A 14,019-nucleotide genomic window follows, 5' to 3' on the forward strand; every position below is an offset into this window, starting at 1 on the left:
GGCGGCCATGGCGAGAGGGAAACGCCCGGTCTCATTCCGAACCCGGAAGCTAAGCCTCTCAGCGCCGATGGTACTGCCCTGGAGACGGGGTGGGAGAGTAGGACGCCGCCGGACAACCATTACCGAACGGGGGTCAGAGCCACGTGCTCTGGCCCCCGTTCGCGTTGTTATGTCCGGCTGATGCTGTCAGCGACTTGCTGAACGTGCGCGCCGCCAATCGAAGAGGTACCAACAAATCATGACTACTCCGCGACGCGGTCCTGGTGGACCCCGCGGCGGCCGCGGTTCCGGAGACGGCCGCGGCGCCGGCAACCCGAGGGGCTCAGGTGCCCCTCGGAGTGGATCGGCATCGCGCGGAGGCCCCGCCGGAGCCGGTGACCGCCGTCCTCGTCCGCAGGGCGAGGGCGATGCGTCGCGAGGCGGCCGTTCCAGCGGCTCCCGTGACGAAACGGCCGGCTGGCAGGACCGCCGCCCCCAGGGTGGCCGTCCGCAACGTCCGAGCACCCCGCGCACCGGGGACCGTCCGCAGTGGCAGGACCGCCGTCCGCAGGGCGACCGGCCGACCGGTGACCGCCCGCAGTGGCAGGACCGCCGCCCCCAGGGCGACCGGCCGACCGGCGACCGTCCCCAGCGTTCTGGGGCCCCGCGCGCGGGCGGCAGTAGCTGGCAGGACCGCCGCCCCCAGGGCGACCGCCCGACTGGGGACCGTCCGCAGTGGCAGGACCGCCGTCCCCAGGGGGACCGGCCTGCCGGCGACCGACCGCAGCGTTCCGGCCCTCCGCGCGCCGGCGGCAGCAACTGGCAGGACCGCCGTCCCCAGGGCGAGCGGCCTGCCGGCGACCGACCGCAGCGTTCCGGCGCTCCGCGCGCCGGCGGCAGCAACTGGCAGGACCGCCGTCCCCAGGGCGACCGCCCGACCGGCGACCGCCCGCAGTGGCAGGACCGCCGTCCTCAGGGCGACCGGCCTGCCGGCGACCGACCGCAGCGTTCCGGCTCTCCGCGCGCCGGCGGCAGTAGCTGGCAGGACCGCCGTCCGCAGGGTGAGCGGCCGACCGGGGACCGCCCGCAGTGGCAGGACCGCCGTCCTCAGGGCGACCGGCCTGCCGGCGACCGACCGCAGCGTTCCGGCCCTCCGCGCGCCGGCGGCAGCAACTGGCAGGACCGCCGTCCCCAGGGTGAGCGGCCGACCGGCGACCGCCCGCAGTGGCAGGACCGCACGCCTTCGGGGGACCGTCCGATGGGCGATCGCCCCAGCCCCAGGGGTCAGTGGGGCGACCGTCGGCCTCAGGGGGACCGCCCGACCGGGGATCGACCGAAGTGGCAGGACCGGAAGCCCCAGGGTGACCGCCCCCAGCGTTCCGGCGGGCCCCGCAGCGTCGGCGGCAGCTGGCAGGACCGTCGCCCGTCCGGCGATCGTCAGGGCCGCCCTGGCGCCGACCGCGAGGACCGGCGTCCGCCGTTGCCGCCCGGACCCGAGATCCCGGACTGGGTCGACGCTCGCGAGCTGGATCCGTCGGTCCGCGGCGCCCTGCGGGGACTCGACCCCCGCAACGCCGATCGGGTCGCCGCCCACCTGGTGGCTGCGGGGACCCTCGTCGACGAGGACCCCGAGGCTGCCCTCGCACACGCCCGGGCCGCTCGTGACCGAGCGTCCCGTGTTGCGGCCGTCCGCGAGGCGGTCGGGGTCGCGGCGTACCACGCCGGTGACTTCGCCGAGGCTGCTCGGGAGATCCGCGCGTACCGCCGGATGAGTGGCGATCAGGGATACCGCGCCGTCCTCGCTGACTGCGAGCGAGCCCTGGGACGAGCGGACGTTGCCCTGCGTCTGGTCGCCGAGGCGCTCGCCGACAACCCCGACGCCGGCGAGGCCCTCGAGCTGCGCATCGTGGAATCCGGCGCGCGCCTGGACCTCGGGGAGGACGCGGCAGCGCGTCTCGTGCTCGAGAGCGCCCTGGGCGGCCGGCCCGACCCGTCCACCCTCGACGCGACGGACGCGGCGCGCGTGCGGCTCGCGTCGGCCTACGCGGACATCCTGCAGTCCCAGGGCGAGGAGGAGCTGGCCGCGGCGTGGCTGACCGCCGTCGCCGCCGCCGACCCCGAGGACCTCACAGGCGCGGTCGACCGTCTCGGGATCGAGTTCATCGATCTCGAGGACGGTCTCGAGGACGACGTCGATGCCGCTGTCGAGGCTGAGCCTCAGGTGGAGGTCGAGAGCGAGAACGGCACGTCTGACCACCCCGGAGGTCCGGAGATCGTCGAGGAGCTCCCCGAGGATGCCCATGGCCTGGGCGCGAGCTTCGACGACGAGGTCGAGGCCGAGGTCGCCGAACTGCTCGGCGAGATCGACCCGCCGACGGACACGCCCTCCGACGACACGGACGACGCACAGCACTGACCTCTGACCATCGTCGGCGGCCCGTCCACACCCCGCATCGTCGTCCACAGATGAGATCGGGGTCTGGGCCGGGAGCGGGCCGGACAGCAGGCTCGCTGCATGAGCGTGGCTGTGATCGACCGAAACGACGTGGTCCTGCGGGGCCGGGTCTCTGCTCCGGCGGAGATCCGGACTCTGCCCAGCGGTGACAACCTGCTGACCTTCCGGCTGGTCGTGCGCCGGCCGGTGCCGCGGGCGCGCGGGCAGTCGGTCGACGTGCTGTCCTGCATCACCTACGACCGGGCGCTGCAGCGCCGCATGGCGCTGTGGCAACCCGGTGACGTCGTCGAGGTGGAGGGTGCGTTGCAGCGCCGGTTCTGGCGGACGGGCACCGGCACCGCGTCGGTCTGCGAGGTGAACTGCCGCAGGGGGCGGAAGGTGCCGCGTTCTGCGGGCAGCTCCGAGGAGCGCAGCGCGTGACGGCGCTGCGGCTGGTCAGTCGGCCAGCGGCCGGAGGACCAGTCCTGTCCGCGGCTTCGGGACGAACAGGGTCGACTTCCGGGGCATCCGCGCCCCGGCGCGAGCGACCGCGGCAACATCCTCCGGGGAGGGCGCCCGCAGCAGAAGCGCCACACCGCCCCGCTCGGCCGCGGTGCGGACCGCGTCCTCGGCGGTGTGGGCTATGAGCACAGACTCGGGATCGTCGCGGCGCTGCCACAGCCCGGCGAGGAGCCCGTGGTGGGCGAGAACGACGTCGAGGTGGCGCCAGGCGGGCGGCGCCTCGGAGGGCACCGTGGCGAGCACGCTCTCGGACGGATGGGTGAGCTGGAAGAGCCGGTGCCCGTCGGTGACGAGGAATCCGGACTCGTCCGTGGTCGCGAGCCAGCGGTCGATCGCGGCCACGACCGCGATCTGGTCACCGTCGCCGACCGGCAGGGCGGCCACGCGGAACGCGCCGTGAGCGGCCGTCAGTGCGTCGTCCAAAGCCAGGTCGGGGACGACGCGGTGGATCGGCGCCACGCGCAGGCCGCCAGGACCCATGGGGGTCACCAGCGCCAGCACGGCGTCGCTACCCTCGCGAGGCGGTTCGGCGCGCGAGTTCGCCCGGGCTGCGGCGAAGCGATGGTGTCCGTCGGCGATGACCGCACCGGTCGACCGGAGCGCCGCCGTCACCTGGGACAGCGTGGCGGGGTTGGTCACCCGCCACAGGCGGTGGGCGACGCCGTCGGAGTCCCGCAGTTCGAGCGTCGGGTCGCCGCGCCGGGCGGCCTCGGTGAGGGCGGCGACCGTCGGCTCCGGGTCGTGGGCCAGGACGATGGGCTCCAGGTCGGTGTCCGTCGCCGCGAGCAGGGCGCGACGGCCCTCGACCGCGCCGGGGTAGGTGTCCTCGTGCGGCAGGACAGCCGCCGACCCGACGGGTGGGAGAGCGACCGCGCCTACCCACCCCACCGTCGCGGGAGCGCCATCGGGGGGCTGCAGTTCATAGAGCCACAGCGCGAGTTCGTCGTCGCGGTCGAGAACGCCGTCGTCCTGCCAGCTGCTCAGCATCACGGCTGCCTGGTGTGCCGGATCCCCGTTGGCTGCACTGCCCCCGTCCGCAGGGCGAGGGAGGATGAGCCGCACGATGTTGTGCGGGTCGGCGTGGGCCAGCCGGTCACGGCTGGTGGGGGTCACCAGGTCGTAGGCTGGCGAGCTCACCCGGGCGAGGTGCTCGGGGTTCCGCTGCCGGTAGGTCAGGGCCCGGAAGGGCCGGATCTCCAGCCCCGACGCCGCCAGCGATCGGGACTCCGACGACATGGGCACGACAATGATCGTAGGAGCGTGCTGCTCCATGACGCCGACGAGGCGGTGGTCGGCTCGGCCGGAGAGGGAGGACGGGTGCCGGAGGACAGCTCTCCCGAAGGTGGCGTCTACGAGTGGTACCGCCGCGGGCTCGATCTGCTCGGGAACGGCGATCCGGCGGCGGCGGCCATCCTGCTCAGCCGTGCCGCCGAGGCTGAACCCGGGTCCCGAAGCATCCTCGAGGCTCTCGCCCGTGCGCACTACGACGCCGGACGGTACGAGGCCGCCATGGACACCTTCACCGGTTTGATCGCCCGGAACCCCACCGATGACTACGCCCATTTCGGTCTCGGCCTTGCAGCGAGCAAGGCCGGCCAGCTCAGGCTGGCCGCAGAGCATCTCGCCCTTGCGGTGGCGATGCGGCCGGACCTCGGGCACTACGCGCGGGCCCTTCGAGGGGTCCGCGCCCGACGCGCGACGGAGTCCGCATGACCCCATCCGAACCACTCGCTGCAGGCAGTGCTGCCCCGCCGAGCGACGTCTACGACGTGGCGCTGCTCGACCTGGACGGCGTGGTGTACGTCGGACCGGAGGCGGTGCCCGGGGTTCCCGACGCCCTGGCCGCCGCCCGAACGGCCGGCATGCGGCTGGGCTTCGTCACCAACAACGCCGCCCGAACACCCGACGAGGTCGCCCACCACCTGACGGAGCTGGGCGTGCCGGCCGCCGCCGATGACGTGATCACCAGCTCCCAAGCGGCCGCGACCGTCGTCGCCGGACTGCTGGCGCCCGGGGCGCGGGTCCTTCCCGTGGGCGGCCCCGGTGTCGCCGCCGCGCTGACCGCCGCCGGGCTGGTCGTCGTGGACCGGGCCGAGGACGAGCCGGCTGCGGTCGTGCAGGGCTACGGCCCCGGGGTCGGCTGGGTCCAGCTGGCCGAGGCGATCGTGGCCATCCGCAACGGCGCACGGCACGTCGCGACCAACCTCGACGCGACGATCCCCTCTCCCCGCGGCCCGCTCCCGGGCAACGGGGCGATGGTCCGGGTCGTCACCGACGTCACCGGCCAGGCGCCCCTCGTGACCGGAAAGCCCGATCCGGCGATGCACGCCGAATGCGTCCGCCGGACGGGTGCGCGACGCCCGCTCGTCGTGGGCGACCGGCTGGACACCGACATCGAGGGAGCCCGTCGTGCCGGGGCCGCCAGCCTGCTGGTCTTCTCCGGGGTGACCGACCCCGCCACCCTCCTCGCCGCCCGGCCCGACCACCGGCCGGACCTGCTCTCCGCCGATGCCGCCGGTCTGCTGACACCGCATCCCGCCGTCGTCGCCGAAGGGCAGGGACGTCGCTGCAGGAGCTGGACGGCCCGCCCTGCCGAGGCGGACGACGTCCTGGTCCTCGAGGCGGACGGGCCGGAGGACGAGGGGGACGGTGACGAGCTGGACGGCCTGCGGGCGCTCTGCGTCGCGCACTGGGCCCGGCACCCGGCGGACGGTGCCCCGGCGCGGATCGTCCCGCGCGGGGAGCGGGCCGCCGCCGGGCTCGAGCGATGGGGCCTGGTGCCCGACGGCACCGCGGCCTGAGGCTCAGAGGATCTTGCGCAGCCTCAGCAGGTCCCGAAGGCCCGCCTCCAGCTTGACCTTCCCGGTCGCCCAGGCGCTGCCGAAGTGCAGGCGGCCGTCGGTCAGGGCGATCAGGTCGTCACTGCTCATCGTGAGGCGGATGTCGGCCTTGGGAACTGAGTCCTCAGCAGGGACTACGTGCAGGTCGCGCACCGATCCGGAGCTCAGCCGCCCGAGCACGACCTGCTCGAGGTCGGTCAGCCGGCAGGACAGGCTGCGGTCCAGCCCGGCCGCGGCCGGATGCGCCGCAATGTCCCCGAGGATCCCCTTCAGGGCCGTCAAGCACTCGTCCATCGTCGCCACGCGGGCCGGCCTCCCAGATGTGGATCGTCGAACAGGGTCCGGCGACGTTATCGCTCCGGCTGCGGTCACCCGTGCCCGTCCCCGGCGGCCGGTAACCTCCCACCATGACCGAGCAGAGCCCGACGCGACCTGTTCCGGGTCCGCCGCTGCCTGTCGCCGCACCGCCGCCGGCGGACGTCCCCCCGCCCCCGGAGCCCAGTGGCACGGGGGAGGACCGCTTCGCCGACCTGGACGAGCAGCCGGTCGCCGAGCACGTCGCTGTCTTCGAAGCCGAGCACTCCCGGCTCCAGCGGGAGCTCGGCACGATCGACCAGCTCTGATGGCGCGACGCAGCCGACTCGACGCGGAGCTCGTGCGGCGGGGCCTGGCCCGATCACGTGAGCACGCCGTCGCCCTCATCGCCGAGGGGCGGGTCGCCGTCGCCGGGGCCGCCGCCACCAAGCCGGCGACCGGTGTCGAGGCAGGCACACCGGTCGTCGTGCGGACGGACCCCGACCAGCCCAGCTGGGTCTCCCGCGGCGCGCACAAGCTGCTGGGGGCGCTGGATGCCTTCCCGGTGGTCGTGGAGGGGCGTCGGGCCCTGGATGCGGGCGCCTCGACCGGTGGCTTCACCGAGGTCCTGCTCAGCAAGGGCGCATCCGAGGTCGTCGCCGTCGACGTCGGCTACGGCGAGCTGGCCTGGAGCCTGCGGACCGACGACCGGGTCCGGGTGCAGGAGCGCACCAACGTCCGCACCCTGACGCCCGAGGCGATCGACGGGACCGTCGGCCTGGTGGTCGCCGACCTGTCCTTCATCTCGCTGCGCCTGGTGCTCCCCGCCCTGACCGCCTGTGCCCGGGAGGACGCCGACCTGCTGCCGATGGTCAAGCCGCAGTTCGAGGTCGGCCGGGAGCGACTCGGCGCCGGGGGAGTGGTCCGCGACCCGGAGCACCGGGTGCAGGCCGTGCTCGAGGTCGCCCGGTCCGCGGCGTCCCTCGGCTGGGGGACCGCGGGGGTGGTGGCGAGCCCGCTGCCCGGACCGGCTGGCAACGTGGAGTTCTTCCTGTGGCTGCGCCGCGACGCCGGTGCCCCGCAGGAGGACCAGGTCCGACGAGCAGTGAAGGAGGGGCCGCAGTGACCGAGGGCGCGAACCCGGAGCAGGACGAGCCTCGCCGCGTCCTGCTCACGGTGCACACCGGCCGGCGGGACATCGTCGAGCTGGCCCGCACCTCGGCCGCACGGCTGACCGCCGGCGGGATCGTCGTCCGGTTGCTGGAGGACGAGGCCCCCGACCTCGACATCCCCGACGCCGAGGTCGTGCCCGCCGATGCCGACGCCGCCCGAGGCGCGGAGATCGTGATGGTCTTCGGCGGCGACGGCACGTTCCTGCGTGCCGCCGAACTGGCCCGTTACACCGACGCCGCACTGATGGGCGTGAACCTCGGCCGGGTCGGCTTCCTGGCCGAGACCGAGCCGGAGGCCGTCGAGGAGACGCTGATCGCGATCGAGCGCTGCGAGTACTCGGTCGAGGAGCGCCTGGCCCTCGAGGTCGACGTCCTCGACGCCCACGGGACGGTCACCGGCGGCACGTGGGCCCTGAACGAGGTCTCGGTCGAGAAGGCCGAGCGCTCCCGCGTACTCGACGTCGTCCTCGCCATCGATGGCCGGCCGCTGACCAGCTTCGGCTGCGACGGCGTCCTCTGCGCCACCCCCACCGGCTCGACGGCCTACGCCTTCTCCGCCGGCGGGCCGGTGGTCTGGCCCGATGTCGAGGCGCTGCTACTCGTGCCGAGCAACGCGCACGCACTCTTCGCCCGCCCCCTGGTGACCTCCCCGAACTCCGTCCTCACCGTGGCCGTGCCGGCTGACGGCAACCGGGCCCGGGTCTCGGCCGACGGACGGCGCCTGGTCGAGATCCCGGACGGCGGACGGGTCGACGTCCGGCGGGCGGAGCGCCCCGTGCGCATCGCGCGCGTGCACGCGGCGACCTTCGGTGACCGGCTGGTGGCCAAGTTCGGGCTGCCCGTCCGCGGCTTCCGCGACGCCCGTCACCACGCCGGACCGGGGCACGAGCTGTTCACCAGCCGCACCGTCCTGGGCAGGGACATCGTCACCGGCGACGGCCACGTCCTGCGCGCAGGGGAGGGGAGCGGTGCCAGCGCCGACGACGACGCCTGACCTCCGGCCCGCCCCGGCGCCCGACGAGCCGGGGACGCACGGACGGCTGACCGAGCTGCGCATCCGCGGCCTGGGCTCGATCGACGACGTCACCCTGGAACTGGGCAGCGGCCTCACCGTCGTCACGGGCGAGACCGGCGCCGGCAAGACGATGGTCGTGACCGGACTGACGCTGCTCTTCGGCGGCCGCGCCGACCCCGGTCGGGTCCGTGCCGCCGGTCGCGCGGGGGTGGAGGGCCGCCTGGTCCTGCCCGCGGACTCTCCGGCATGGGAGCGCGCCGCCGATGCCGGCGCCGACCCCGACGAGGACGGCAGCCTGATCCTCGCCCGCACGGTGAGCGCCGAGGGCCGGTCCCGGGCCTTCCTCGGCGGCCGCAGTGTCCCCGTGGGCGTCGTCGCCGAGCTCGCCGAAGGGCTCCTTGCGGTGCACGGCCAGTCCGACCAGCTGCGACTGTCGCGGCCGGCGGAGCAGCGCCGGGCGCTCGACCGCTACGCCGGCGCCGCACACCTGGAGCTGCTCGACCGTTACCGCCTCGCCTACCAGCGCTGGCGTGAGCTCGCCGCCGATCTCGAGCGCCGCCGCAGCCAGGCGCGTGAGCTCGCCCAGGCCGCCGACGTCCTGCGGCACGGGCTGGACGAGATCGAGGCCGTCGCGCCGGAGCCGGGGGAGGATGCCGACCTCGACACCCAGGCCAAGCGGCTCAGCGACGCCGACGCGCTTCGTGCCGCCGCTGACGAGGCGCGGGCGTCGCTCGTCGGTGACGTCACCGGCGACCTCGGCGGCGACGACCTCCCGCAGGACGCGACGGCCGCACTGTCCATCGCGCAGCGGGCGCTCGCCGCCTCCGACGACCCCGCACTCGTCCTTCTCGCGCAGGACGTGGCCGACGCCGTCGCCGTCGTCTCCGACGTCGCCGCGCAGCTGGCCGGCTACGTCGCGGACCTGGACGCCGACCCCGGCCGCCTCGCCGAGGTCCTGGACCGGCGAGCGGTCATCACCGCGCTGGTCCGCAAGTACGCCGGAGCAGGCGAGGGACTGGCGGGCGTCCTCGCCTGGGCCGAGGACGCCGCCCACAAGCTGTCCCAGCTCGACGTCTCCGACGAGGCACTCGAGGCGCTGGCGGCCGCCCGGGACACCGCGCGGGCCGAGGTCGACGAGCTGGGGGCGCAGGTGTCGGCCGGCCGCCGAGCCGCCGCGGACGGCTTCGCCGCGGAGGTCGGCGCCGAGCTGGCCGGCCTGGCCATGAAGAGCGCGACGGTCTCGTTCTCCGTCGACAGCCACCCCGACGACCCGGGCGCCGAGGGCATCGACGAGGTCGCCCTGCTGCTCGCCGCCCACCCCGGCGCCCCGGCGCGGCCGGTGCACAAGGGCGCCTCCGGCGGTGAGCTGTCCCGGGTCATGCTGGCGATCGAGGTCGTCTTCGCGGGCGCCGACCCCGTGCCGGTCATGGTCTTCGACGAGGTGGACGCCGGCGTCGGCGGTCAGGCGGCCGGCGAGATCGGCCGGCGGCTGGCGCGGCTGGCCCGCAGGCACCAGGTCGTCGTCGTCACGCACCTCGCGCAGGTCGCGGCCTTCGCCGACACCCACATCGTCGTCGACAAGACCCCCGACACCGGCGCCGGGGTCACCGCCACGGACATCCGCGCGGTGGACAGCGAGGACCGCGTGCGGGAGCTGGCGCGGATGCTCTCCGGCCTCACCGACAGCGACACGGGCCAGGCGCACGCTCGCGAACTCCTGACCGTCGCCGCCGAGGCCAGGCGCTGACCCGGGGACGAGTGTGGCGCGTGCCACGTACGAGTGATGCCGCGCGTGGTCGTTCCGGTACCGGGGTAGGTGGCCGTCGTGAGCTGCTTCTCCTCCGCCGACGAATCGGCGCACTACGGATTCTCGGTCTGCATGCTGCTCGAGCAGTACCGCTCCCAGTTGAACTGGGAGACCGACGGCGTCGTCGAGCTCGGCACCGGGGACGCCACGGCGATCGGCGAGGTCGTCAACGCGCTGCCCGCGCTCCGCGTCCGTGGATTCGACATCAGCGCACCGTCGGTCGAGACGGCCCGCGCCAACATCGCCGCGCGGGGCATCGCCGACCGCTACACCGTCGAGCTCGGCGACTTCTTCGACCAGGCCGACTCCGCCGGTGGCCCGCCGGTGTCGACGGTCATCTCCAACCCGCCCTACATCCCGGCCCCCGACCGCGACATCCTGATGCCGGAACTCTGGGGCGGTGTCCACGGCAACGACCTCGTGCTCCAGCTCCTCAAGGCGGGCTACGACAATGTCATCGCCGCCGTGGCGAGCTACTCCGACCCGGAGGCGACGGTGCGCACGGCCGAGGACCACGGCTACCGCGTCGCCAACTTCCTGGCGATGGGCCTGGACTTCGGCCCGTACAGCAACGAGCCCAAGGTCCGCCGCCAGATCGAGCGGATCTGCGCCCAGGGCCGCGGCTGGGCCGGTACGGACGGCTACATGGTCGCCGTCGCCCTCTTCACCCGGAACCCCGACGTCCCCGGCGACCGCGCCGACCAGCTCCTCCGCAGCCTGCAGATCAGGGTCTGAGTCGGCCGGGACTCATCTCCGCTTCGCGTAGCCGGCGAGCCCGAACTGCAGCAGCGAGAGGCCGCGCCGGCCCTGCCGCAGCAGTTCGGCGGTGAGCTCCGAGCCCCCGACCCCGTCGAGGACCCGGTCCCGGGCCAGCTCCAGCAGCGAGGCGTACAGCCCGAGGACGGCGTGCGCGGCCAGCCACGGCTCGACCTGCCCCGGCCGCGCCCCGGTCTCCTCCGCGATCAGGCCGGCGAGGGAGTTCGTCAGCTCTCCCAGGATCTCCCGCTCGCGCACCTGCAGGACGCGGCTGCCCCGGATGACGCGCGCCATCTGCGCGACGCCCTCGGCCGCCTCGGGGGAGCCGAGCATGCCGATGGCCGACACGACGAAGCTCCCAGCCGCGGCGGACACCGACTCCCCGGACGGCCGGCGACGGACGGCGTCCAGCAGCGCCGCGCGCATCGGCGGGTCGGCGTCGAAGACCAGCCCCTCCTTGACCGGGAAGTGGTTGAAGACCGTCTTCTCGACCACCCCGGCGCGCTTCGCGATCTCCATGACGCTCACGGCGTCGAACCCGCGCTCGGCGAACAGCTCGGCGGCGGCGTCGACGATGCTGGCCCGGGTCTCCTGGCGGCGCAGCTCCCGCCGGCCGGGGCCACGTTCGGCACGCCCCCGGCGACGGCCCTTTCCTGCTGGTTGCGTCTCGACCGGCGCCGGCGACGCGGCAGGTTCGGCGCGGACAGCGGGGACCGCCCGGATCACTGCTCCCGTCGACGGACTCGCGGCAGGGCCTCGCGCCGGGGCCGCGGATGCGGTCTCCCCGGCGGACGACTGCCCAGGTAGGGGTGCGGTTCGGGGCAGGGCGTGGGCCACTCCAGTCACATCCGCAACGCTAGTCACGAGCAGGTAACGGTCCCGCTCGGGCACCGGAGGCCGCGATGCGGGCGTGTCGCTGCTCCCGTGGTGTCGGACACGGTGAGTAACTGACAGGTCGCGATTGCGCGTCGGACGGCGGGGCCCTCAGGAGGGCGTGAAACGATGCGGGCCATGCGCATCGGCACCCTTCGGCGCGGCCGGACCGAGGACGCGGGGCCCGGCGTCGGCGGCACCGCCCGCCTGGACCGTCGCACGAAGAACCTGACCAAGCGGCTGCGCCCCGGCGACATCGCCGTCATCGACCATGTCGACATCGACCGCGTGAGCGCCGACGCGCTGGTCGGCTGCAAGGTGGCCGGGGTCGTCAACGCCGCGCCGAGCATCTCCGGGCGCTATCCCAACCTCGGTCCCGAGATCCTGCTGGCCGCCGGCATCCCGCTGCTGGACGACGTCGGCCGCGAGGTGTTCTCCCGCCTGAAGGAGGGCACCCACGTCCGGCTCGACGGCGCCCAGCTGCTCGCCGACGACGGCACGGTGCTCGCCGAGGGCATCGCCCAGGACGACGAGACCGTCTCCGCCGCGATGGCCGAGGCGAAGGCGGGCCTGTCGGTCCAGCTCGAGGCGTTCGCGGCCAACACGATGGAGTACATGAAGCGGGAGCGCGCGCTCCTGCTCGACGGCGTCGGCGTGCCCGACGTCGTCACGCAGATCGAGGGCCGGCACGTGCTGGTCGTGGTCCGCGGCTACGACTACAAGGAGGACCTGGCGGCCCTCCGCCCCTACATCCGGGACTACCGCCCGGTCCTGATCGGCGTCGACGGCGGGGCCGACGCGCTCCGCGAGGCCGGCTACCAGCCGGACATGATCGTCGGAGACATGGACTCCGTCAGCGACGACTCGCTCACCTGCGGCGCCGAGGTGGTCGTGCACGCCTATGCCGACGGCCGCGCTCCCGGGCTCGCCCGGGTGCAGGACCTCGGGGTCGAGGCGATCACCTTCCCCGCCTCGGCCACCAGCGAGGACATCGCGATGCTCCTGGCGGACGAGAAGGGCGCCCGCCTCATCGTCGCCGTCGGCACCCACGCCACCCTGGTCGAGTTCCTGGACAAGGGCCGCGGGGGCATGGCCTCCACCTTCCTCACCCGGCTACGGCTGGGGGGCAAGCTCGTCGACGCGAAGGGCGTGAGCCGCCTCTACCGCAGCCGCATCTCGACGGCCGCGCTCGTGGTCCTCGTCCTCGCCGCCTTCATCGCCATCGGCTCGGCCATCGCCGTGTCCGCGGCCGGGCAGGTCTACCTCGACCTCCTGCTCGACCAATGGAACAGCTTCCTGTTCTGGTTGGAGAACCTCTTCTCGTGATCGACTTCCGCTATCACCTGGTCTCGCTGATCGCCGTCTTCCTGGCCGTCGCACTGGGCATCGTCATCGGCACCACCGCGCTCAACGAGCCGATCCTGGCCGACATCAAGAACCAGGTCAGCGACCTCGAGCAGGACAAGCGCTCGCTCGAGGACCGGACCCAGAACCTCCAGGCCCAGCTGGACACCTCCGACGCCTTCGAGGAGGCCGTCGCACCCGCGCTCGTCGACGGCACCCTCACCAGCAGCCGGGTCCTCCTCGTCGTCACCAACGAGGACGTCGCACCCGAGACGGTCGACCAGGTCACGACACTGATCGGGGACGCCGGTGGCACCGTGAGCGGGACGCTGACCCTTCAGCCGGAGTACAGCGACCCCTCGACGGCGACGAGCCTGCAGAACTACGTCACCGGCTCGGGCCTGCCCAGCGGCGTCCAGCTCCCGGCGGTCGACGACGCCGGTCAGCTGGTCGGCTCGCTGCTCGCCCAGGTGCTGATGATCCCGCCGGCCGGCGTCGCGCCGGACGCGGCCGCCGTCTCCTCGGTCATGGCCGGGCTCACCGCACTAGACGTGCTCACCCCCGAAGGCGACTCCATCGCCCCCGCGGACTACGCCGTCGTCCTCACCGCCGGTGCCTTCTCCGGCGAGGACGCTGCCGAGCGCAACGACACGGTCGCCGACCTCGTGACGGCCCTCGACACCGCCGGGTCCGGTGCGGTGGTGGCCGGGGATGCCGCCTCGGCAGGAGAGAACGGCCTCGTCGGCCTGTTCCGCTCCGACACCACGCTCTCGGCGGCCGTCTCCACCGTCGACAACGTCGACACCGCCGCCGGGCGCATCAGCACCGTCCTGGCGCTGGGACGCGAGGGCGAAGGCACCTCCGGGAAGTACGGCACCGGGGAGGACACCCAGCCGGTCCCGCCGGTGCCCGCCGCGACGCCATGACGGCGGCGCGCAACGCACGGCTGGGCCTGGCCGGGGCCCTGGCCGCCCGCGCGGCCC

14 protein-coding genes and 1 rRNA gene are annotated in these 14,019 nt (G+C 74.2%); 12 read left to right on the top strand and 3 right to left on the bottom strand.

The features are described from left to right. The 3 genes from rrf to E4P38_RS22430 all read left to right on the top strand — a co-directional run. A 5S ribosomal RNA gene (gene rrf / locus E4P38_RS22420) occupies positions 1 to 114 on the top strand; the annotation flags it as partial. A gap of 1,345 nt (positions 115 to 1,459) precedes the next feature. Next, positions 1,460 to 2,395, top strand: a complete 936-nt coding sequence (locus E4P38_RS22425; RefSeq protein WP_135134210.1) for a Replicase polyprotein 1ab — start codon at positions 1,460 to 1,462, stop codon at positions 2,393 to 2,395. Between the two features lie 99 nt (positions 2,396 to 2,494). Beyond that, the gene (locus E4P38_RS22430; protein ID WP_135134211.1) at positions 2,495 to 2,854 is read left to right on the top strand and encodes a single-stranded DNA-binding protein; all 360 of its coding nucleotides are present in this window, start codon (positions 2,495 to 2,497) and stop codon (positions 2,852 to 2,854) included. A 15-nt stretch (positions 2,855 to 2,869) separates the two neighbouring features. Here the strand turns inward: E4P38_RS22430 and E4P38_RS22435 are convergent, their stop codons facing one another. Next, entirely contained in the window at positions 2,870 to 4,171 is a 1,302-nt protein-coding gene (locus tag E4P38_RS22435; protein WP_135134221.1) for a DUF1015 domain-containing protein, read from the bottom strand. 24 nt (positions 4,172 to 4,195) lie between these two features. On the opposite strand from E4P38_RS22435, the gene E4P38_RS22440 reads away from it, so the two are divergent. Both E4P38_RS22440 and E4P38_RS22445 read left to right on the top strand, forming a co-directional pair. Next, the gene (locus E4P38_RS22440; RefSeq protein ID WP_245161237.1) at positions 4,196 to 4,648 is read left to right on the top strand and encodes a tetratricopeptide repeat protein; all 453 of its coding nucleotides are present in this window, start codon (positions 4,196 to 4,198) and stop codon (positions 4,646 to 4,648) included. Further along, a complete protein-coding gene (locus E4P38_RS22445) occupies positions 4,645 to 5,736 on the top strand; it encodes an HAD-IIA family hydrolase (RefSeq protein ID WP_135134212.1) in 1,092 nt (363 codons plus the stop codon). The genes E4P38_RS22440 and E4P38_RS22445 overlap by 4 nt, the downstream gene beginning before the upstream one ends. 3 nt (positions 5,737 to 5,739) lie before the next feature. Here E4P38_RS22445 and E4P38_RS22450 read toward each other — a convergent pair whose 3' ends face one another. Further along, positions 5,740 to 6,057: an SCP2 sterol-binding domain-containing protein gene (locus E4P38_RS22450; RefSeq protein WP_245161238.1), complete on the bottom strand. Its 318-nt coding sequence runs from the start codon at positions 6,055 to 6,057 to the stop codon at positions 5,740 to 5,742. A gap of 125 nt (positions 6,058 to 6,182) precedes the next feature. Between E4P38_RS22450 and E4P38_RS22455 the strand changes: the two genes are divergently transcribed. The 5 genes from E4P38_RS22455 to E4P38_RS22475 all read left to right on the top strand — a co-directional run bounded on the left by E4P38_RS22455 (position 6,183) and on the right by E4P38_RS22475 (position 10,798). Continuing rightward, positions 6,183 to 6,398, top strand: a complete 216-nt coding sequence (locus E4P38_RS22455) for a hypothetical protein (RefSeq protein WP_135134214.1) — start codon at positions 6,183 to 6,185, stop codon at positions 6,396 to 6,398. After that, positions 6,398 to 7,195, top strand: a complete 798-nt coding sequence (locus E4P38_RS22460; RefSeq protein WP_135134215.1) for a TlyA family RNA methyltransferase — start codon at positions 6,398 to 6,400, stop codon at positions 7,193 to 7,195. Before E4P38_RS22455 ends, E4P38_RS22460 begins: the two co-directional genes overlap by 1 nt. Continuing rightward, positions 7,192 to 8,235 (top strand): NAD kinase, encoded by a 1,044-nt coding sequence (locus tag E4P38_RS22465; RefSeq protein ID WP_135134216.1) that lies wholly within the window; start codon positions 7,192 to 7,194, stop codon positions 8,233 to 8,235. The genes E4P38_RS22460 and E4P38_RS22465 overlap by 4 nt, the downstream gene beginning before the upstream one ends. Then, entirely contained in the window at positions 8,210 to 10,003 is a 1,794-nt protein-coding gene (gene recN / locus E4P38_RS22470; RefSeq protein WP_135134217.1) for a DNA repair protein RecN, read from the top strand. The genes E4P38_RS22465 and recN overlap by 26 nt, the downstream gene beginning before the upstream one ends. Before the next feature lie 78 nt (positions 10,004 to 10,081). Further along, complete coding sequence (locus tag E4P38_RS22475; RefSeq protein WP_135134218.1) at positions 10,082 to 10,798, top strand: methyltransferase; 717 nt, start codon at positions 10,082 to 10,084, stop codon at positions 10,796 to 10,798. 12 nt (positions 10,799 to 10,810) lie between these two features. Here the strand turns inward: E4P38_RS22475 and E4P38_RS22480 are convergent, their stop codons facing one another. Beyond that, a complete protein-coding gene (locus E4P38_RS22480; protein WP_245161239.1) occupies positions 10,811 to 11,545 on the bottom strand; it encodes a TetR/AcrR family transcriptional regulator in 735 nt (244 codons plus the stop codon). Between the two features lie 285 nt (positions 11,546 to 11,830). Between E4P38_RS22480 and steA the strand changes: the two genes are divergently transcribed. Next, on the top strand, positions 11,831 to 13,018 hold the full coding sequence (gene steA / locus E4P38_RS22485; RefSeq protein WP_135134219.1) for a putative cytokinetic ring protein SteA: 1,188 nt from the start codon (positions 11,831 to 11,833) through the stop codon (positions 13,016 to 13,018). Continuing rightward, the gene (locus tag E4P38_RS22490) at positions 13,015 to 13,962 is read left to right on the top strand and encodes a copper transporter (RefSeq protein ID WP_135134220.1); all 948 of its coding nucleotides are present in this window, start codon (positions 13,015 to 13,017) and stop codon (positions 13,960 to 13,962) included. The genes steA and E4P38_RS22490 overlap by 4 nt, the downstream gene beginning before the upstream one ends. The last annotated feature ends 57 nt before the right edge of the window (positions 13,963 to 14,019 follow it).

It is taken from the genome of Blastococcus sp. CT_GayMR16 (assembly GCF_004570875.1).
Classification (GTDB): domain Bacteria; phylum Actinomycetota; class Actinomycetes; order Mycobacteriales; family Geodermatophilaceae; genus Blastococcus_B.